Below are 19033 nucleotides of genomic sequence, written 5' to 3' on the forward strand. Positions count from 1 at the left end.
GGCCCTACTTGTATGCGCCGAGCACTCCGCGATCACCCAATCGGGACTCGCGTTCGATCGACAAGCCTCAAGATCGGTACGACAACAGCTACTCAGCTCCTCGCCCAGTCTCACGACGGCCGCCGGGCACTCTCACTCGTCGTCGGTGCGTTCCAGGACCAAGCCGACGGACCCGTCCTCCAGACCGTTGCCGCTCTCAAGGTGCAGGTGACTTCCATCGGGGACTCCCTCGCCGGCCAACACGAGGAGATGACCAGCGAGCGTCCTGAGGCCCGCGGCGTTCGCCTCGATGACGACCTCTCCACCGAGGTCTCGCACCTCGATCCGCGCGTCCGCCTCCCACCTGAAGACTTGGGCGACACCATCGGTCACGGCCGTAACTTGGGTGCTCTCAAGGGGAGCGCTTCTGGATTTGGAAGTCATGGAGACCATGATGCCGCTCATCGCACACGCCTCCGGAGGGGCCTTCGGTCTTAGGAAACGGCCCTGGTCACGGCCTCGGGCGGTTGCGATCAACCGGGGCCCGTCCACAGATAGTCCACGGAGTGCTGACCACCGCGGAGCGCCTCCTGCTCTGGCGCCATGTGCTTGCCAGCCGAGCAGCGACCAACTCGGCTGCGTGTCGCAACGGGGCGGGTGCAACACGAGACCTGAGCCGTCGTCACAGGTCAGAGGCGACACGCGGTCGTTCGGGACGCAGCGGACTGAGGGCAATTGCGTCAAGTCAGTTGCGAAGTAGTTGTGGTGAACTTAAAGTTCCTCCGTGCAGAGTTCTGAGCTTTCCGTGCAGGGGCAGAGTCTCCAGACCCTTTACAATCTTTACTTCAACAAGAGGCTGGCTGTAAATCGCCGCTACCAACGTAAGCTTGTGTGGAGCGTTGAAGAGAAGGTAAAGCTCATCGACTCTGTTGTGAATGAGCTCCCCATTCCGTTGATTCTCTTGGCTCAGCGAAAGAAGTCTGGCGTCGAAACGTATGAGATCATCGATGGTCTGCAGCGTCTCGATGCCTTCTTCTCTTTCATGGAGAACAAGTTCTCCTACAACGGGAAGTATTTTGATCTCGACACCATCGGCGACACCAAGGCTCGCCTTGATCTCGGAGAAATCAGCCAAGGCGCGGAAAAGCTTTCGAGGTCTGAATCATTGGCAATTGCCAATTACCAGATTCCGGTGTCGATCTATCGAGATGCCACTTCTTCTTCAATCGACGAGGTTTTTCGGCGCATCAATAGCGGCGGAAGGCGCTTGAGCCTCCAGGAAATCCGGCAAGCGGGCGTTCTGGGGTCTCTCTCTGATGTTGTAAGGCGTGCTAGTGCATCCATTCGAGGCGACGGCACTTTTTCTGAGGCTGTCGCTTTGAATGACATGGAGAAGCTGAGTATTTCTCGTCGAGGGCTGGAGTACGGACTGGCCATCGAGGATATGTTCTGGGTCCGTCATGACATCGTTGCTCAAGAGGACATTAGGTCCTCAGGTGACGAGGAAATGGTGCTGGATCTGGTCCTTGACGCTGTCATTAGACCGTGGCCTACAAGTGGTTGGCAGAACCGGGACGTTGCTTACGGAATTCAGCGGAAGATTCGCACTGCCTCACCTGGGGAAGTAAACGACTTGGTCGACGCTGTGGGGGTGGAGGAACTTCATCAGAGAATCCTTGCAGTAGTAGGGCTGGTTGATGAAGTCATGGCAGGTCATGGCTCGCTGGGTCGGCACATGGTAAAGCTGGAAACCTATGAAAAGGGGACCCAGCGGCAGTTCCAAGCAGTATTTGCCGCGCTGTATTCGCTTACGTTTGAAGATGGAATGGTTCCAAAGTCCCATGAGGCTGTCCGGGCTTTGCTGGACAATTTTTGGGGGCGTGGCCTCTCTATTCCCACTGGGGGCAGCGCGTGGGGCAAAGACAAGAAGAAAACCCTCTACCCGGACGTGAAGAGGAAGCTGAGAAGGGCCTTCTATAAGCCCGATCCGCAGCGCGCTACGGTTCAACTGAACTCCCGTATGTACGTTGATTCGCTGCTTCAGGGGCCAATTGCCGAAGAGCCTTTGATTGAGCTGAAGCAGGGATTCTGTCTCCTTTCAGACCCTCCTGTGGAGGATCCTGAACTGTTCGAGCAGGTGATGCAGACGGCCGTCGGCATGGCGAATCAGGGAAAGACCGCTGAAGGCCTCATCCTTATCGGCGTCGCAGACAAGCCGTCTGCCGCGAGTCGACTTGAACAGATCTTCGGTGTTAAGGCTGTCGCCGTGCAAAATCAGCTCGTGGTTGGAACGGCTGAGCAGATCAGTCACCTTGGCTACGATGTAGACAAGTGGTGGCGCAGATGGCAGAGCAAGATTCAGGCGTCGAAATTGTCAACTGAATTTGCGAACAGCTTGGCTCACACCTTCAAGCCGGTGTACTGCGATGGCCGACTGCTCTGGGAGATGAGGCCTAGGTCCGTCGGTAAGCCGATCACGTATGACGGTCGATTCTTCGTGAGAATTGGGAGTTCTACTCAAGAATTGGCGGCAGATGATTTCTTGAGTCACATGACATTGCACTTTTCGTAGAGGGTGCGTCTATGCGCAATCGGTGAAATCGTGAGGTCGGCGGAACGACTTTGGCCGGGAGCTGCTTTGGCGCGAGTGATCATGGCCCCTTAAGCTTCCGGCGAGTCGGGCAGTCTGTGGACCTGCCCGTTAAAGCACGACGTTGGGGCCATGATCTTCGAGGCTCGCGCCAAAGTGGCTGGCTAAAGTCGTGGAGCCGACCGCCCCAGCCACAGCGGGTTTTCCCTCCTTCGCCCGCATGCACGTAGCGCGCCGCCCTGGCGCGGCCAGCCGGGCGAAGACAGAGGCGGGCCGCGCCGTCAGGCGGCGCGCGCCCGCGCCGTGCGCGGGCCTTGAGTAAGTGAAGAGAGTTTGGACCGATCCCCGCCTGTCAGCTGTGGACGGCGCGGAGTGCGCGGGGGCTTTCGGCGGTGATGCGGTAGGAAAGCTGGGCCTGGCTGCCGCTGGCTCGCAGTTCTTCGAGGATGAGGGGCTGGTGGTCGGTGCCGTGGGTGACGCGCGTCGTGTGGATGACCGGTGTGGCGTCGGGGAGCTCCAGGGCACTGCGCTCGTCGGCCTGCGGCATGCGAGCCCGTACGGTCTCGGACCAGGTGAGTTTGTGTCCGCCCGCGGTGAGAGCGGCGTAAGTCTCCTCCAGCGCGGTGTCCGGGGCGTCTGCGAGGCACGGCACATTCTCGGCGGTGGCGAAGGGAATCAGCACACGGTGCAGTGCCCGGGCTCCGGTCGCCGGATCGATCAGGACGCGGTCGACGCCGAAGAGTGCTTCACCCTCGCCGAGTTCGAGCAGCGGGCCTGTCGTGCTGGTGGTTTCCGTCCGGTAGACGGTCGGTTTGTGTGGCTGCTCCCACGAGGGATGTCCGGTAGTGAAGGTCTTCCCGGCGCGGGTGATCGTCCGCTCGATCGTCAGCGGCGGCGTGGGCATGCCCTTCACGAAGCTGCCCTTGCCGTGCCGGACTTCGATGAGTCCTTCCGATCGCAGTGCCGCGATCGCATTGCGCACCGTTGGCCGGCTGACTTCGTAGCGCTCGATGAGCTGTGCCTCTGAGGGGAGCGGGGTGCCGGGCGGGAATTCGCCCTCTGCGATGCCTTGCCTGATGGCGGCAGCCACCTGCTGATACAGGGGTCCGGGGCGCTCGATGCCTGCCATGTCTGTGGCCTCCGCTCATGGGCGCGCGCTGGGATACGGGCGGATGACGCCCGGCGTGTTACGTCACTCGTCAGCATAAGTGCTTGCCTTCTCGCGTCAAGCCATGCATGGTGTGACTCGTAAGGACGAGTGACGTCAGGTTGGTCCTGGCGTCTGAGCGGCCGAGGAGGCCAACTACCTATGCAGTCCATACCTGTGGACACATCCCGGCTCGGCGTACTGCGGTGCGCTGTCGGGCCTGAAGCGAAGGTCAGCAACTTCGAGACGAAGGAGGTGAAGAAAGACCGGGACGGCAACACGATCTACACCGTGGGCGGCATGGAACTCGGTCTGTTCGGCGATCGTCTCACCGCGCTGACCACCAGCCGGCGAGAGGCGGTGGCCGTACTCGGCGCGCTCGTGGAGGAGATACAGGACCGGATGCGCGCCTGCCGTGCGGCGGGGGCCCGCTCGATCTGGGAACTGCCCCACACCGCCCGGCCGATGCCTGTCGTCGTCATCGTGGACGAGCTCGCCGAGCTTTACCTGACGGACGGCACCCGCCAGGGCAAGGCGGAAGCCGAGCAGTGCTCCACCTACCTTCTGCGCCTCGGGCAGCTCGGCGCGGCCCTCGGCGTACATCTCGTGGTCGCCGGGCAGCGCGTCGGCTCCGACCTCGGGCCCGGTGTGACCGCGCTACGCGCTCAGCTGGCCGGACGGATCTGCCACCGCGTCAACGACCCCGGCACCGCCGAGATGACCCTGGGCGACCTCAACAAGGACGCCGTCGCCGTCGCCCAGTCCATCACCTCCCAGGAGAAGGGCGTGGCCGTGTGCACCGGGACGGAGGGCGGCTGGGACCGGGCCCGTTCCCACCTGACCACCACCGAGGAAGCACGCAAGACCGCCTCTGCCTACGCGGGCATGACGCCCGAACTGCCCGGTGTGAACCGTGCCCTGAAGGCGTCGGCTGGGGGTGACAGCGCATGACCGAGGAAGCCGCGGTTCCCTTCGCGCTGGTCTTCGGGATCATCACCGTCCTGCTGGTGCGCTCACGCGACGTGAAGACGTGGGAGGCCGTGATGATCGGCCTGTTCGGCCTCTACCTCGGACAGACCCCGGTCATCTTCACCGTGGACGGCATCGTCACCTGGTTCCTCTCCGGATTCACCCACACCTGACAGGGAGCTGTATGCCGATGCGCCGCGTGCGCTGCCCCGTCTGCAAGGGCGAGCGCTACCGCAGGACCCGGACCGGGCACCGGCGGCGGTGCCGCTGCTGCCGGGGCACCGGAACCATCCGCTGATCTGACCAGCCAGAAACGACCGACAGGAGATCGACGTGGATCGAGCCCACCCATCATCCATCTGTGCCGCTTCGGCGGCCCGACCGGGGAGGTCCCCACCATCACCGCCGACATCACCTCGGCTGACAGGCGCGCCGTGCTCGACCGTGCGGCGCGTCTGCGTCAGCTCACCGAAGTCGACCGAGACGTCATCCGCCGTGCGCATGCTCCCGAGTTCGCCCGCTGGCTGGAGCAGATCGCCGCCACCGGAGGCTGTGCTCACCCGATCCATCTCACAGGCTCGACAACCGTCCGGGACACCCACAGCGGCGAGATCCTGCATCACTACGGTACGAGTGCAGAGCCTGGCGAACGGCTCCTCGTCCGCTGCCGCAACCGGCGGGCCACCGTATGCGGGCCGTGCTCCCGCCTCCACGCCGGAGACACCTTCCAGCTTGTGCGCGCGGGGCTCGTAGGGGGCAAGGCCGTTCCCACCGAGGTACGCAAACATCCGCGGCTCTTCGTCACTCTCACCGCCCCAAGCTTCGGCCCTGTGCACCGCATCACCGCTGAGACAGAACGCTGCCGCCCTCGGCGGTACGCCGCGCCTTGCGGGCACGGTCGCCCTACGCGCTGTCATGCCCGCCACACTGCGGCAGATCCCCTCGTCGGCCTGCCGCTGTGCTCCGACTGTTACGACTACTCGGGGCACGTCTTGTGGCATGCCCACACAGGGGAGCTGTGGGCGCGCTTTGCCCGCGGCGTCCGACGCGCTCTGGCTTCGGCTGCCGGGCTCGTGCAGGCGCAGTTCCCCGAGCATGCGCGCCTCTCCTTCGCCAAGGTCGCCGAGTACCAACGACGGGCCGCCATCCATGTCCATGCCGTCGTGCGCCTGGACGGCCCGGCCGGTCCTAATGACCCGCCCCCACCTTGGGCAACAGCCGGCGCTGTTGCCGCTGCCGTGCGCGCTGCGGCGCGGGCAGTCACGATCCACAGCCCCTACAGCCCGGCGACCGGGGAACGGGCCATGGGGTGGGGCGCCCAGCTCGACGTCCGCCCGTTGCGTTACTCCGCCGGTGATGAAGGACCCGCAGACGACGCGGTCGCCGCGTACGTGGCGAAGTACGTCACCAAGGGAGCGTCTGACACGGCCGCCGGCACTGACCACCGGCTCACCTGTCCCGACGACATAGAGACCGCGGTGGTCTCTCCGCACGTGCGGTCTCTCATGCGTGCCTGCTGGCGTCTTGGCGGCCTTCCGGAGTTCGCGCCTCTGCGGCTTCGGGCCTGGGCTCACACCCTCGGCTACCGGGGCCACATCCTCACCAAATCCCGCGCCTACTCCACCACGTACGCGACCCTGCGCGCTGAACGTGCCGCGCACGAACGAACTGCCGCCGGGATCGATCGGCCCGACGACTCCGGCACGATCACCGACGCCTGCTGGCGTTACGTCGGCTCCGGCCACACGCCCGGGGCGGCCCTCATCGCTGCCGGGATCGCAGAGGACCTCGCGCTCAACCGCGAGATTGCGTCTGCCGAGCTGAAGCGCGCTGGGAGGTGGGGAACTGAGCACATCACGACGTGACATGGCGGGGGAGCGAGAGCGACACCTGGAACGTGTCTGCTCCCGTTTCCCGAGGAAGATAAGCCCGGACAGCGCCCGGCGGCTGGCTGGTCTTCTCAGACCTCCCAGCGATGAACAGACCCGATAGCAAGATGGGGCCCGCTTGATCGTGGGCCCCATCTTCGTTCGTCTCGCCGGTCGTCAGAGCGGGTTCGGCTCGATGTCCACCCGCCCGAAGTCGAAGTACCTGCCCTTCGTGCTCGGCTCGTCGATGATCACAGCGTTGAACAGGAACCGCAGCACGGCGTTCATGCGGTCGTACTCCTTGGCCTCGACCAGCTTCGCCCAGTTCCTCCGGGCGTCCTGGCCGACCAGCCCCCGGAGAACCTCGACGGCCGGGCGGACGACCAGCTTGCGCTCGACCTTCGCGATGCGCTCCTCAACCGTCTTCTTCATGGCGCGGTATTCCTGGGTCTTCAGCTCGCGGCTGTTCCACATGTCCTTGAGCTCAGCCAGCTCTTCGTGGTCGGCGTGGATGGCCGCCTGGTCCTCCGGTGACAGTACGGCCGTTTCTTCCTGGCCGGTCACGTCCAGGCGTTCGAGGAGTTTGATCGCAGCATCAGTCACGAACTGCTCCAGCGGTGCACTGCTGGCAGTCCGGTAGCAGCGCAGGGTGTCGGAACGTGCAGCGCGGTTGCACATGTACTTGCCGCCGCTGCCGCCCATGCGGTTCCCGCACCCCTTGCAGACGACCAGTCCCCGAAGAATGTACGGATGCTTGGGCGCGCGCCGGCCCCAGCTTGCCGCCGTGCGGTAGCTGCGGCGCTCCTGCGCCTCGTCCCATGTGCCGCGGGGGATGATCGCCGGCCATTCCCCCTGGCCGAGCTCCTCCCCTCGGAACACCCGGATGCCCGCCACATGGCGGCTGTCCAGGATCGCCCGCACGTTGAAACTGTTCCATCCCCTGCCGAGTGCGGTTCGTTCCTCGCGCCGGTTGAGATCCACGGCTATGGCTGTGGTCGTCTCCCCGTCGAGGTACCGGGAGAAAATCTCGCGCACGATCTCGGCCTCTGCGGCAATGATGGCCATGCCGCTCCTGTCGTAGCCGTACCGCCGCTTGCCGGTGTGCGGCTTGCCGTCCTGGGCGCGGTCGATCAGTGCGTCTTTGAGTCGTCGGGAGGTGTCGTCGCTGGACCTGCAAGCGTGCGCTACCTCGATGCGCAGAAAGAACCGGTCGTCGGGGTCGGCAAGATCCCGTTGGTTCGCCTGACCGTGCAGGCTGATGCTGTGGTCGTCCGCGATCTGAAGAAGCTCCTCAAGGTCGCGCGGCTGCCTCATCAGCCGGTCCGGGTGGTAGGTGAGGATGTGCCGGATGCCTCCGGACCGTGCGGCATCGAGTAGGGCATCCCACCCCTTCCGCTTCCGGTTGCGCTGCCACGCCGATCGGTTGTTGTCCACGAAGACCATGTGCTGATCGACCGTCACACCGAGACGCTGCGCGATGTCGCGGCAGATACGCTCTTGTCGGTCGACACCGGTTTGATCGTCGTCGTTCACGTGCGATATGCGGCAGTAGATCGCCGCCGGTTCCCCTGTCCAGTCGGTACGACTGCGCTTGTCCCGCTGAGACCCGGCAATCCGGGCCAGCCTGCGGAGCCGTTCCGAGTCATTGTTGACCTGCGAATCCTCGTTGACCGGGTCCATGAGAAAAGGCTATGAAGAAGTTATGACAACGCTCAAGTCCAAGCTGCAGGAAGACCTCACCGAGGCGATCAGGGCGCGCGACGAACTGCGCTCGTCCACGCTCCGGCTGACCCTCGCCGCGATCACCAAGGAAGAGGTCTCGGGCAAGACGGCCCGTGAACTCTCCGACGACGAGGTGCAGAAGGTGATCGCCAAGGAGGCGAAGAAGCGCCGCGAGGCCGCCGATGCCTTCGCACAGGGCGGTCGCGCAGAGCAGGCGGAGCGCGAGAAGGCGGAGGGCGTGATCCTCGACGCCTACCTGCCGCAGCAGCTGACGGATGACGAGCTCCACCAGATCGTCGCGCAGGCCGTCGAGGAGGCCAAGGCGGCGGGCGCGGAGGGACCGCGCGCCATGGGCGCCGTCATGAAGATCGTGAACCCGAAGGTCGCGGGCCGCGCCGAAGGCGGCCGGGTCGCCACCGCGGTGAAGCAGCTCCTCGCCGGCTGAGCGCCCGGAGCCGGCGGACTTCGGACACGGCGGAGGGGGCCCGTTGAACGGGCCCCCTCCGCCGTACTCCCTACTCCCTGCCCTTTACGGCCAGTTGCCGCCGTTGCCGCCGCCCCCGTTTCCCTGGCCGCGGTTGTTGCCGCCGCCGATCAGGTCCGGCGGGATGGAGATGCCCGGCCACGGCTGCTGGGGGTCGGGCCTGCCGTCGCCCGGCTTTCCCCTGTCCCGGTCCTTGTCCTTGTCCTTCGGGGCGTCCGGGATGTGCACGCTGTTGAACGGCGGGGCGGGCTGGCCCTTCAGTGCCCCGGTCATCGCGGCCTTCCAGATCGGACCCGGGACCGCGCCGCCGAAGACCTTGTCGTGGTACCGGCCGCCGATGGTGATGCGCTCCATCTCCACCTGCTGGCTGGCGCTGCCGACCCAGACGGCACCGGACATGTTCGGGGTGTAGCCGACGAACCACGCGTTGCGCCGCTCGTCCGTCGTACCGGTCTTGCCGGCGTTGTCCCGGCTCTGGAGCCCCGCCTGCTGACCCGTACCGGAGTCGACCACTCCGCGCAGCAGGGTGTTTATCGTGTCGGCGGTCTTCTCGTTCACCGCCCTGGAGCACTTGGTCTGCGGGACCTTGAGGCTCTTGCCGTCGGCGGTCGTGATCGACTCGATCGCGGTCGGCGTGCAGTAGGTGCCGCGGTTCGCGAAGGTCGCGTACGCGTTGGCCATGACCAGGGGCGAGATACCGGTGGAGCCGAGGGTGAGCGCCGAGGGCAGTTCCGGCAGCCGCTTTCCGCTGCCCTGCACCACGCCCATCTTGGCGGTGGTCTCCATGACCGGGCACGTGCCGGTCTCGGCAATCATCTGCACGAAGTAGGTGTTGACCGACTTGGCCATCGCCTCCTTGAGCGCGTACGGCCCGACCTCGGACTCGTTCTCGTTCTCCAGGACCTCGTTCGCGGTGTTGACCCACGGCTTGCCGTTGCAGCCCGGCACCGACTGCGGGTACGGCATCTTGTACGGCGACGGGTACACCTGCGTCGGCGGCTTGCCCTGCTCCAGGGCAGCCGCTGCCAGGAACGGCTTGAACGTCGAACCGACCGGGAAGCCGTAGTTCGAGCCGCCCATGCCGTAGTTGACCGAGTAGTTGATCTGGGTCTCGTTCTTGCCGAAGCCGTACGGCTTGGACTGGCCCATCGCCACGATCTTGCCGGTCCCCGGCTGGACCAGTGTCACGGCCGAGGCGACCTTGTCGGTCTGGTAGACGTGGTCCTTTATCGAGTTCTGCGCGGATGCCTGGGCCTGCGGGTCCAGCGTGGTCCTGATCGTCAGACCGCCCTGGTTCCAGACCTTGAGCCGGTCCTCCCTGGTCTTGCCGAAGACCGGGTCGGTCAGGAACACCTGGCGCACGTAGTCGCAGAAGAAGCCCGCGCCGTTGACGGCGGTGATGCAGCCGTTCTTGGGCTTGCTTACCTTCAGGTCGATCGGGGTCGCCTTCGCCCGGTCCGCCTCTGCCTGGGAGACGTCGCGGACGTCGGCCATACGCTGCAGCACGATGTCGCGGCGCTTGGTGGCCTCCTCCGAGTCGTTGACCGGGTCGAAGCGGCTCGGTGACTGGACGATGCCGGCGAGCAGCGCGGCCTCTTCCAGCCTCAGGTCCTTGGCCTTCTTGGAGAAGTAGCGCTGCGAGGCCGCCTCGATGCCGTACGCCTGCTGCCCGAAGAAGGTGATGTTGAGATAGTTCTCGAGGATCTTCTTCTTGCCCAGTTCCTCCTCGACCTGGATCGCGTACTTCAGTTCGCGGATCTTCCGGCCGAGCGTCTGCTGGGTGGCCTGGGCGACCTTGTCCGGGTCGTCGCCGGCCTCCTCGACGAAAACGTTCTTCACATACTGCTGCGTGAGTGTGGAGGCGCCTTCCGAGACGCCGCCCGACTGCGCGTTCTTGTTCAGCGCGCGCAGCACGCCCTTGAGGTCGATCGCGCCGTGCTCGTAGAACCGGGCGTCCTCGATGGCGACGATCGCCTTCTGCATGTAGGGCGAGATCTCCGCGAGGGGCACGACCGTGCGGTCACGGGAGTAGACCGTGGCGATCTGCCCGCCCTCGGAATCGAGGATCGTGGTGCGCTGACTCAGCGGCGGCGTCTTGAGGTTGGCGGGGATCGTGTCGAATCCCTCGACCGTTCCCTTGGCTGCGAGTCCCAGCGCTCCGGCGGCAGGCAGGGCGATGCCCGCCAGCACCGCTCCGGCGAGCACGCTGACACCGAGGAACTTGGCGGCCTGCTGGGTCCCGGTCAGACCGCCGCCCGAGCGCTTCTTTGGCATGAGGGCAGCCTACGTTCTCATTCGCCGGACAGGCATAAAGGCGTTGGCCTAAGCTACTCCCAACTGTCACAGCAGTGCGGTTTTGCACCAAGTTCCTGACACAACTTCCGCCATCCCCGAATCCGGCGGAAGTGTGCCCGTCAGTCGTGTCCGAATGTGACGCATGTGTCATCAGACGTCCCGTCTGACCTAGCCGAACTGCCCCACGGTGTCGGTTATGTTCCATATGCCCCCAGGTCACTCCCCTGGGTGATCTGCCGCGTACGCATAGTCCGTTCGGGCCATTCAAGATTGGGCCCCACGGGGGTGTTGCGCTGTGCCCACCTTCCGTAACGTCCTCAACTGGCAGCGGTGAATATGCCGCTGCCGCCGTGGGGGAGCCTCGATTCGGGAGAGGACGGCGCCGGCATGGGCTGGGTAACCGACTGGAGTGCGCAGGCAGCCTGCCGCACTACCGATCCGGATGAACTGTTCGTACAAGGGGCAGCGCAGAACAGGGCCAAGGCGGTGTGCACCGGATGCCCGGTGCGAACCGAGTGCCTGGCCGACGCGCTCGACAACCGCGTCGAGTTCGGCGTCTGGGGTGGAATGACCGAGCGGGAGCGGCGCGCACTGCTGCGCCGGCGGCCGACGGTCACCTCCTGGCGCAGACTGCTCGAGACCGCGCGTACGGAATACGAGCGCAGCGCGGGGATACTGCCCGTGGCGCTCGACGACGACGAGACGTACGAGGTGTACGCGGCGGTCGGCTGACCGGCCGGGCGGCGGCGCGAACCGCGGGGCCGGACTCGGCAGGGCACGGGTTTCGCTGCGGTGAGTGGTGCGCCTGCGAGTCGCGGGTGTGCGCTGTGCCCGTACGGGTGCGGCAGCCCGGAACGCCCGCTTTCGCCATGGGCGCGATCCCGTGGCGGGGCGATGCTCTCCGTCGGCCGGCCCCTGTGGCGCGGCACCGCGCCTCCCGCCCCGCACAGCCTGTTTCCGGCCGCTCCCCCGTACGACGTCACCATTGAGCGCCTGTCGCGGCGCGAGAAGTGCGGCCCGGTGTCGCCACACTCGAGCGCGCCGCGCCCCCGCAGTGCAGACGTCGCCGCCTTACGCCGCGCCCGTCGGCCCGGCGTCGGCGGTCGCGAGGCGGTCGCCGATCGCGCGAAGGCCGTAGAGGTCGTGCACATCGCCCGGCAGGGCGGGCACCTCCACCACCGCCACCTCCGGATGGAGCGCGGTGAAGCGGTCGCGTGTGCGCTGCTCGCGGGCGAGCACCTGCATCCGCTCGGCATGCAGACGCAGCAGACCCGCAGTCAGCTGGTGTGTGGTCTGCCCGTCCAGCTGTTGCGCGGTCCGCCCGTCGGAGGCGGAGGCCTCGGAACGCGTCTCTGTGGAGTGACCCGCGGATGCCGATTCGGGAGAGGGGGCGACGTCCGTGATGTCACGAACACCAGTCTTCCCGGCCCCCTGATCCACAATGCCGCCTTCGTCAAGATTTTCCGCCGCGGCCAGTGCCCGCTCCGCGGACAGCCGCGCCGCCCCACTGCCGTGCACCCGGTTCAGAACCAGGCCGGCGAGCGGCATGTTCTCCGCGGCCAGCCGCTCGACGAAATACGCCGCCTCGCGCAGCGCGTCCCGCTCGGGCGCCGCGACCACGACGAACGCCGTCCCGGGGGCCTGCAGGAGCCGGTACGTCGCATCCGCCCTCGTACGGAAGCCGCCGAACATCGTGTCCATCGCCGCCACGAACGTCTGCACGTCACGCAGCAGTTGGCCGCCGAGGAGCTTGCCCAGCGTCCCGGTCATCATCGACATGCCGACGTTGAGGAACTTCATCCCTGCCCGGCCACCCATTTTCGCCGGGGCCATCAGCAGCTTGATGAACTTGCCGTCGAGGAACGACCCCAGCCGCTTCGGCGCGTCGAGGAAGTCCAGGGCCGAGCGGGACGGCGGGGTGTCGACGACGATCAGGTCCCACTCGTCGCGCGCCCTCAGCTGGCCCAGCTTCTCCATGGCCATGTACTCCTGCGTGCCCGCGAAACCGGCCGACAGGGACTGGTAGAAGGGGTTCTCCAGGATCGCGCGGGCCCGGTCGGCGTCGGCGTGCGCCTCGACGATCTCGTCGAAGGTCCGCTTCATGTCGAGCATCATGGCGTGCAGTTCGCCGTCGCCGTCGATGCCCTTGACCCTGCGCGGCGTGTTGTCGAGGGAGTCGATGCCCATGGACTGCGCCAGCCGCCGTGCCGGGTCGATGGTGAGGACGACGACCTTGCGGCCGCGCTCGGCCGCCCGGACGCCGAGGGCCGCTGCCGTCGTCGTCTTGCCGACGCCGCCGGCGCCGCAGCACACGATGATGCGCGTGGCGGGGTCGTCGATGAGCGGATCGACCTCGAGCAGGGCCGATGCATCCAGGGTCATGAGCCGGCCCCTTGCTTGCGCAGTTCCTTCGCCAGTTGGTAGAGCCCCGACAGGTCGACTCCTTCGCTCAGCACGGGGAGTTCGTACGCGCCCAGGTCAAGGGTGTTCAGCGCCCTGCGCTGCTCGCGCTCCAGCTCGACGCGCTGAGCGTGCTCGGCCGCCTGCTCGAGGAGCGGGGTGACCAGCCCGGCGGCGCGGCCGACACCGGCCGCCGTGAGCGCCTTGGTGATGGCGCCGCGCCGGCCGTTCGACGCGTCGCGTACCGCGTCCTCGTCGAGGAGGTGCGGGCGGACCATGTTCACGATGACGTTGCCGACCGGGAGTTCGGCGGCGCGCAGCTCCGCGACGCCGTCGGCGGTCTCCTGGACCGGCATCTCCTCCAGGAGCGTCACCAGATGGACGGCGGTCTCCGGGGACTTGAGGACACGCATCACGGCCTGCGCCTGGTTGTGTATCGGGCCGATCCTGGCCAGCCCCGCCACCTCGTCGTTGACGTTCAGGAAGCGGGTGATGCGACCGGTGGGCGGGGCGTCCATGACCACGTAGTCGTAGGCGTAACGGCCCTGTTTGTCCCGCCGGCGTACGGCCTCGCAGGCCTTGCCGGTCAGCAGAACGTCCCGGACGCCCGGGGCGATCGTCGTGGCGAAGTCGATCGCGCCGATCTTCTTCAGGGCACGGCCGGCGCTGCCGAGCTTGTAGAACATCTGGAGATAGTCGAGGAGGGCACGCTCGGCGTCGATGGCCAGCGCGTACACCTCCCCGCCGCCCGAGGAGACGGCGATCTTGCGTTCCTCGTAGGGAAGGGCCTCCGTCTCGAAGAGCTGGGCGATGCCCTGCCTGCCCTCGACCTCGACGAGGAGAGTCCGCTTCCCCTCGGTCGCGAGGGCGAGCGCGAGTGCGGCGGCCACCGTGGTCTTACCGGTACCGCCCTTGCCGCTGACGACCTGGAGCCTGCTCACGTATTCGAGCCTAACCAGTCGAACCGCGCCCTACGCACGAGGCTGCCTGCGGGCTGCGTCACGAAGGAAGCGGAGGGTGCGGCTACAGTCGCCTCCATGACCAAGTGGGAATACGCGACCGTGCCCCTTCTCGTGCACGCGACCAAGCAGATTCTGGACACCTGGGGCGAGGACGGGTGGGAGCTCGTCCAGGTCGTTCCCGGGCCGAACAACCCCGAGCAGCTCGTGGCCTACCTGAAGCGGGAGAGGGCCTCATGAGCGGCGTGGTCGATGCGAAGCTCGCCGAACTCGGGCTGACGCTTCCGGCGGTCGTGCCGCCGCTCGCCACCTACCAGCCGGCCGTGATCTCGGGTGCGTACGTCTACACCGCCGGCCAGCTTCCGATGGTCGAGGGCAAGCTGCCGGTCACCGGCAAGGTGGGCGCGGAGGTCACCCCCGAGGAGGCCAAGGAACTCGCCCGCACCTGTGCGCTGAACGCTTTGGCGGCCGTCAAGTCGGTCGTCGGCGATCTGGACCGCATCGCCCGTGTGGTGAAGGTCGTCGGCTTCGTGGCGTCCGCCTCCGACTTCACCGGCCAGCCCGCGGTCCTCAACGGTGCGAGCGAACTGCTGGGCGAGGTGCTCGGCGACAAGGGCGTGCACGCGCGCAGCGCGGTGGGCGTCGCGGTGCTTCCGCTGGACGCTCCGGTCGAGGTCGAGATCCAGGTGGAGCTCGTCCAGGACTGAGCCTGCGGCAAGTACATCCCCGCCATACGTACGGCCCTGCGGCCGCCGGTTCTCCGGCGGTCACGGGGCCGCTGTCGTAGGGCGGCCGTCCGGTCGCCGGTCCATTGCAACCCGCAGGGCCTCGACGGCGACTCGAAAGCACGTCTGCGGCAGGCGGAGTTCGGCGACAGCCTCATGGACGAGGTCGACCTGATCCAGAAGGGCGGCAGCCGCGGCCGGCCCGTGAGGCGCAGCGGACAGGAGGCTCGGCGCAAGGGAGGCTCTCGAACATCGGCGCGGAAGCGCATAGCATCCGCCCATGTCCAATGGTCAGTGGTACCCGCCGGAATGGCCCGACCGCATCCGCGCACTCACGAGCGGAGAGCTCACCGCCGTGACCCCCAAGCGGGCCGCCACGGTGATGCTGCTGCGTGACACGGCGGACGGCACGGCTGTCCACATGCTGCGCCGCCGCACCTCCATGGCCTTCGCCGGCGGCGCGTACGCGTACCCGGGGGGCGGCGTGGACCCGCGCGACGACCGGCCAGTGCGCTGGGCGGGTCCCTCCCTCGACGTCTGGGCGCAGCGCCTCGGCGTCGACGACACCGCGTCCGCCCAGGCGATCGTGTGCGCGGCGGTGCGCGAGACCTTCGAGGAGGCGGGCGTCCTGCTCGCCGGCCGCACCCCCGGCACGGTCGTCGGCGACACGACCGGTGACGACTGGGAGGCGGACCGGCAGGCCATGGTCGACAGGGACCTGTCCTTCGCTGACTTCCTGGACCGAAGGGGCCTCGTGCTGCGCTCCGACCTGCTGGGCGCATGGGCACGCTGGATCACACCCGAGTTCGAGCCGCGCCGCTACGACACCTGGTTCTTCGTGGCCGCCCTTCCCGAGGGCCAGCGCACCCGCAACGTCTCGACGGAGGCGGAGACCACGGTCTGGATCAGCCCGGCGGATGCGGCGGACGGATACGACAAGGGCGAGCTGCTGATGATGCCGCCGACCGTCGCGACACTGCGGACGCTCCAGGTGCACGGAACCTCCGCGGAGGCGCTGCGGGCCGCGGCGAGCCAGGATCTGGCCCCTGTGCTGGCCAAGGCCCGGCTGGAGAACGGGGAGGTCGTCCTGAGCTGGCCGGGGCACGAGGAGTTCACCAAGCACGTCCCGACGACGGGAGGTCCGTGATGACCGACGCAGCCACCCTCCCGGGCCAGCCTCGTGGCGGCGCCCTGTCGGGACCTGCCACAGCCCGGGCCGTCAATGTCCTCGCGCCGAATCCGTCGGCGATGACCCTCGACGGCACGAACACCTGGATCGTCTCCGAGCCGGACTCCGAACTCGCGGTCGTCGTCGACCCGGGCCCGCTCGACGAGGGGCACCTGCGGGCCGTCATCGCCACGGCGGAACGCGCGGGCAAGCGGATCGCCCTCACCCTGCTCACCCACGGCCACCCGGACCATGCCGAGGGCGCCTCCCGCCTCGCGGAACTGACTCGTACGGACGTCCGTGCCCTCGACCCGGCGCTGCGACTCGGCGACGAAGGGCTCGCAGCGGGGGACGTGATCACCACCGGCGGACTGGAGATGCGGGTCGTCCCCACTCCCGGCCACACCGCCGACTCGCTGAGCTTCCATCTGCCCGCCGACCGTGCCGTGCTGACCGGCGACACGATCCTCGGCCGAGGCACGACCGTCGTCGCGCATCCCGACGGCAGGCTCGGCGACTACCTCGACTCGCTGCGGCGGCTGCGCTCCCTCACCGTCGACGACGGCATCCACACGGTGCTGCCGGGCCACGGTCCGGTACTCGACGACGCCCAAGGGGCCGTCGACTTCTACCTGGCCCACCGGGCGAACCGGCTCGCCCAGGTGGAGACGGCGGTTGAGAACGGCTGCGCGACCGCGGCAGCGGTCGTCGCGCACGTCTACGCGGACGTCGACAGGTCCCTGTGGCCCGCCGCCGAACTGTCGGTGCGGGCGCAGCTCGAGTACCTGCTGGAGCACGGTCTGATCGGACAGCCCTGACCGACCCGCGGAACGACCCGCTGACGGCTCCCTGACCGACCCGCGACGGCCCCCTGACCGACCCCGGGACCTGCCTGGGGAACTGGTCGGCCACCCCCCGGCGTCCTGCTGCGGAGGATGCTTTACGCTCCGCTTACTTTTTGCGGTATCAGTCCCTCGGGGGGAAAACGTGTTCGTCCTGTTCGTCATCCTCGTCATCGCCGCCGCGGTGATGTATCTCGTCGCCAGAGGCGGCGACAACAGGGGCCTCAAGCTCGGCGCGGCAGGGGCGCTCATAGCCGGTCTCTTCTCGGGCGTGGTCAGCTGTGTGCACGTCGTCAGCGCCTACGAGGTGGGCGTCCCGGTCACCTTCGGCAAGGTGGGCACGCCGATGAACTCCGGTATGAACATCACCTCGCCGTTCACCAACGTCACGACGTTCTCCACCCGGCCGGTCGACCTCAACCTCTCCGACAAGGACGTGGTCGAGGTGCGCTCCTCACAGGGCGGCGTCATGTACGCGGAGGTGACAGTGAAGTGGGCGGTCACCCCGGCCAAGGCCATCGAGCTCTACAAGCTGGCCGGTAGTGAGGACGCCATCCAGCAGCGCCTGGTCTTCCCGGACAGCCGGGAGATCATCCGTAACGTCTTCGCCCGGCACACCAGCGAGGAGGGCTACACCTCCGCGCGCGAGAAGATCAACACCGAGATCGCCGACCTGATCAAGGAGCGGCTGGCGCCGCGCGGGATCGCCGTCACGACCGTCAACCTCCGCAACGTTCGGCCGTCCGAGCAGCTGCAGGACCAGATCGACCGCAAGATCCAGCAACAGCAGGCCACGGAACGGGCGACCGAGGCGGCGCGCACCGCGAAGGCGGAGGCGGAACGCCGGCGGATCGAGGCCGAGGGCATCGCCAAGGCCAACAAGATCCTCAACGACTCGCTCAGCGACAAGGTCCTGGCCAACCAGTGCATCGAGGCGTTCAAGGAGGCGGCACAGAAGAACCCGGTCTACGCCGTGCCGTGCGGCGGCGGCTCGGGCAACCCGCTGATCGTGGACGGCAGCAAGCGCTGATCCACGCGAAAGGGGCCGCCCGGATCATGTGGGCGGCCCCTTTCGCGCAGTCGCTCGGTGTGTCCGGCGGGGTTCCTCAACGGGAACGTTTGGCCAGCCGCTCCACGTCCAGCAGGATCACCGCACGGGCCTCCAGGCGCAGCCAGCCGCGCTGGGCGAAGTCGGCCAGCGCCTTGTTCACGGTCTCGCGGGAGGCGCCGACCAGCTGGGCCAGCTCTTCCTGGGTGAGGTCGTGGACGACGTGGATGCCCTCCTCCGACTGCACGCCGAAGCGGCGCGACAGGTCGAGGAGCGCACGGGCCACACGACCCGGGACGTCGGAGAAGACCAGGTCGGACATCTGGTCGTTGGTCTTGCGGAGCCGGCGGGCGACCGCGCGCAGCAGGGCCGTGGCCACCTCGGGCCGGACATTCAGCCACGGTTGGAGGTCGCCGTGGCCGAGCCCGAGGAGCTTGACCTCGGTCAGCGCGGTGGCGGTTGCGGTACGGGGGCCCGGGTCGAAGAGGGACAGCTCGCCGATCAGCTCGCCCGGACCGAGCACGGCGAGCATGTTCTCGCGGCCGTCGGGGGAGGTGCGGTGGAGCTTGACCTTGCCTTCCGTGACCACGTAGAGGCGGTCGCCCGGTTCGCCCTCGTGGAAGAGCGCGTCGCCGCGGGCGAGCGTCGCTTCACTCATCGAGGCGCGGAGCTCCGCGGCCTGCTCGTCATCGAGCGCCGCGAAGAGCGGGGCGCGCCGCAGAACGTCGTCCACGAGTTCTCTCCTTGTCGACCTGCTCAGGGGACGTTGGTCCCATGATGCCGGACCGTGCCGTGCCGGCCCGGGGACACTGTGCCCCGAGGGGCGTCACCGGGGAA

Annotated in this window: 18 protein-coding genes and 1 pseudogene; 12 read left to right on the top strand and 7 right to left on the bottom strand. The window is 67.2% G+C overall.

Translation table 11 applies throughout. From position 1 onward, the window contains the following. Positions 1 to 132: 132 nt before the first annotated feature. Positions 133 to 444: an Imm32 family immunity protein gene (locus ACZ4SA_RS30955; protein ID WP_468281080.1), complete on the bottom strand. Its 312-nt coding sequence runs from the start codon at positions 442 to 444 to the stop codon at positions 133 to 135. A gap of 319 nt (positions 445 to 763) precedes the next feature. On the opposite strand from ACZ4SA_RS30955, the gene ACZ4SA_RS30960 reads away from it, so the two are divergent. Continuing rightward, complete coding sequence (locus ACZ4SA_RS30960) at positions 764 to 2551, top strand: GmrSD restriction endonuclease domain-containing protein (RefSeq protein WP_468281082.1); 1788 nt, start codon at positions 764 to 766, stop codon at positions 2549 to 2551. Between the two features lie 370 nt (positions 2552 to 2921). Here ACZ4SA_RS30960 and ACZ4SA_RS30965 read toward each other — a convergent pair whose 3' ends face one another. Continuing rightward, positions 2922 to 3698 carry a GntR family transcriptional regulator gene (locus tag ACZ4SA_RS30965; protein ID WP_468281084.1) on the bottom strand — a complete coding sequence of 259 codons (777 nt, stop codon included), beginning with the start codon at positions 3696 to 3698 and terminating at the stop codon, positions 2922 to 2924. 312 nt (positions 3699 to 4010) lie between these two features. Here ACZ4SA_RS30965 and ACZ4SA_RS30970 point away from each other — a divergent pair. From ACZ4SA_RS30970 to ACZ4SA_RS30980, 3 genes and pseudogenes are all read left to right on the top strand, one after another. Next, a pseudogene (locus ACZ4SA_RS30970) lies at positions 4011 to 4667 on the top strand (FtsK/SpoIIIE domain-containing protein); the annotation flags it as partial. Next, a complete protein-coding gene (locus ACZ4SA_RS30975; protein WP_351975657.1) occupies positions 4664 to 4858 on the top strand; it encodes a hypothetical protein in 195 nt (64 codons plus the stop codon). The pseudogene ACZ4SA_RS30970 and the gene ACZ4SA_RS30975, both read left to right, overlap by 4 nt. A gap of 261 nt (positions 4859 to 5119) precedes the next feature. Next, positions 5120 to 6550, top strand: coding sequence for a replication initiator (locus tag ACZ4SA_RS30980; RefSeq protein WP_468281086.1), 1431 nt, complete (start codon positions 5120 to 5122; stop codon positions 6548 to 6550). A 180-nt stretch (positions 6551 to 6730) separates the two neighbouring features. Here the strand turns inward: ACZ4SA_RS30980 and ACZ4SA_RS30985 are convergent, their stop codons facing one another. Continuing rightward, positions 6731 to 8233, bottom strand: a complete 1503-nt coding sequence (locus ACZ4SA_RS30985; RefSeq protein ID WP_468281088.1) for a recombinase family protein — start codon at positions 8231 to 8233, stop codon at positions 6731 to 6733. A gap of 22 nt (positions 8234 to 8255) precedes the next feature. Between ACZ4SA_RS30985 and ACZ4SA_RS30990 the strand changes: the two genes are divergently transcribed. Next, positions 8256 to 8720, top strand: a complete 465-nt coding sequence (locus tag ACZ4SA_RS30990) for a GatB/YqeY domain-containing protein (protein ID WP_356630102.1) — start codon at positions 8256 to 8258, stop codon at positions 8718 to 8720. 84 nt (positions 8721 to 8804) lie between these two features. Here the strand turns inward: ACZ4SA_RS30990 and ACZ4SA_RS30995 are convergent, their stop codons facing one another. Next, positions 8805 to 11033, bottom strand: coding sequence for a transglycosylase domain-containing protein (locus ACZ4SA_RS30995; RefSeq protein WP_468281090.1), 2229 nt, complete (start codon positions 11031 to 11033; stop codon positions 8805 to 8807). Positions 11034 to 11441: 408 nt separating this feature from the next. On the opposite strand from ACZ4SA_RS30995, the gene ACZ4SA_RS31000 reads away from it, so the two are divergent. Next, the gene (locus ACZ4SA_RS31000) at positions 11442 to 11786 is read left to right on the top strand and encodes a WhiB family transcriptional regulator (protein ID WP_356630098.1); all 345 of its coding nucleotides are present in this window, start codon (positions 11442 to 11444) and stop codon (positions 11784 to 11786) included. A gap of 339 nt (positions 11787 to 12125) precedes the next feature. Here the strand turns inward: ACZ4SA_RS31000 and bagB are convergent, their stop codons facing one another. Both bagB and bagA read right to left on the bottom strand, forming a co-directional pair. Beyond that, positions 12126 to 13436, bottom strand: coding sequence for an ATPase BagB (gene bagB, locus ACZ4SA_RS31005; protein ID WP_468281092.1), 1311 nt, complete (start codon positions 13434 to 13436; stop codon positions 12126 to 12128). Continuing rightward, positions 13433 to 14395, bottom strand: a complete 963-nt coding sequence (gene bagA / locus ACZ4SA_RS31010; protein WP_468281094.1) for an ATPase BagA — start codon at positions 14393 to 14395, stop codon at positions 13433 to 13435. Before bagA ends, bagB begins: the two co-directional genes overlap by 4 nt. A gap of 96 nt (positions 14396 to 14491) precedes the next feature. On the opposite strand from bagA, the gene ACZ4SA_RS31015 reads away from it, so the two are divergent. The 6 genes from ACZ4SA_RS31015 (at position 14492) to ACZ4SA_RS31040 (ending at position 18178) form a co-directional block, all read left to right on the top strand. Then, entirely contained in the window at positions 14492 to 14653 is a 162-nt protein-coding gene (locus ACZ4SA_RS31015) for a DUF4177 domain-containing protein (protein WP_356630092.1), read from the top strand. Continuing rightward, a complete protein-coding gene (locus tag ACZ4SA_RS31020) occupies positions 14650 to 15120 on the top strand; it encodes a RidA family protein (protein ID WP_468281096.1) in 471 nt (156 codons plus the stop codon). Before ACZ4SA_RS31015 ends, ACZ4SA_RS31020 begins: the two co-directional genes overlap by 4 nt. A gap of 144 nt (positions 15121 to 15264) precedes the next feature. Next, entirely contained in the window at positions 15265 to 15534 is a 270-nt protein-coding gene (locus ACZ4SA_RS31025; RefSeq protein ID WP_468281167.1) for a hypothetical protein, read from the top strand. Beyond that, positions 15419 to 16285 (top strand): NUDIX hydrolase, encoded by an 867-nt coding sequence (locus tag ACZ4SA_RS31030; protein WP_468281097.1) that lies wholly within the window; start codon positions 15419 to 15421, stop codon positions 16283 to 16285. Before ACZ4SA_RS31025 ends, ACZ4SA_RS31030 begins: the two co-directional genes overlap by 116 nt. After that, on the top strand, positions 16285 to 17124 hold the full coding sequence (locus ACZ4SA_RS31035; RefSeq protein ID WP_468281099.1) for an MBL fold metallo-hydrolase: 840 nt from the start codon (positions 16285 to 16287) through the stop codon (positions 17122 to 17124). The genes ACZ4SA_RS31030 and ACZ4SA_RS31035 overlap by 1 nt, the downstream gene beginning before the upstream one ends. Before the next feature lie 169 nt (positions 17125 to 17293). Next, positions 17294 to 18178: a prohibitin family protein gene (locus ACZ4SA_RS31040; protein WP_468281101.1), complete on the top strand. Its 885-nt coding sequence runs from the start codon at positions 17294 to 17296 to the stop codon at positions 18176 to 18178. Between the two features lie 76 nt (positions 18179 to 18254). On the opposite strand, the gene ACZ4SA_RS31045 is transcribed toward ACZ4SA_RS31040, so the two are convergent. After that, positions 18255 to 18929 carry a Crp/Fnr family transcriptional regulator gene (locus ACZ4SA_RS31045; protein ID WP_005314425.1) on the bottom strand — a complete coding sequence of 225 codons (675 nt, stop codon included), beginning with the start codon at positions 18927 to 18929 and terminating at the stop codon, positions 18255 to 18257. Positions 18930 to 19033: the final 104 nt, after the last annotated feature.

This window comes from Streptomyces sp. NPDC027962, from assembly GCF_055566095.1.

Bases quoted from the DNA above. Each gene is read 5' to 3' on its own strand.
- ACZ4SA_RS30955 (WP_468281080.1), bottom strand. From the start codon at position 444: ATGAGCGGCATCATGGTCTCCATGACTTCCAAATCCAGAAGCGCTCCC.
- ACZ4SA_RS30965 (WP_468281084.1), bottom strand. From the start codon at position 3,698: ATGGCAGGCATCGAGCGCCCCGGACCCCTGTATCAGCAGGTGGCTGCC.
- ACZ4SA_RS30975 (WP_351975657.1), top strand. From the start codon at position 4,664: ATGACCGAGGAAGCCGCGGTTCCCTTCGCGCTGGTCTTCGGGATCATC.
- ACZ4SA_RS30985 (WP_468281088.1), bottom strand. From the start codon at position 8,233: ATGGACCCGGTCAACGAGGATTCGCAGGTCAACAATGACTCGGAACGG.
- ACZ4SA_RS30990 (WP_356630102.1), top strand. From the start codon at position 8,256: ATGACAACGCTCAAGTCCAAGCTGCAGGAAGACCTCACCGAGGCGATC.
- ACZ4SA_RS30995 (WP_468281090.1), bottom strand. From the start codon at position 11,033: ATGCCAAAGAAGCGCTCGGGCGGCGGTCTGACCGGGACCCAGCAGGCC.
- ACZ4SA_RS31000 (WP_356630098.1), top strand. From the start codon at position 11,442: ATGGGCTGGGTAACCGACTGGAGTGCGCAGGCAGCCTGCCGCACTACC.
- bagB (WP_468281092.1), bottom strand. From the start codon at position 13,436: ATGACCCTGGATGCATCGGCCCTGCTCGAGGTCGATCCGCTCATCGAC.
- ACZ4SA_RS31015 (WP_356630092.1), top strand. From the start codon at position 14,492: ATGACCAAGTGGGAATACGCGACCGTGCCCCTTCTCGTGCACGCGACC.
- ACZ4SA_RS31020 (WP_468281096.1), top strand. From the start codon at position 14,650: ATGAGCGGCGTGGTCGATGCGAAGCTCGCCGAACTCGGGCTGACGCTT.
- ACZ4SA_RS31030 (WP_468281097.1), top strand. From the start codon at position 15,419: ATGTCCAATGGTCAGTGGTACCCGCCGGAATGGCCCGACCGCATCCGC.
- ACZ4SA_RS31035 (WP_468281099.1), top strand. From the start codon at position 16,285: ATGACCGACGCAGCCACCCTCCCGGGCCAGCCTCGTGGCGGCGCCCTG.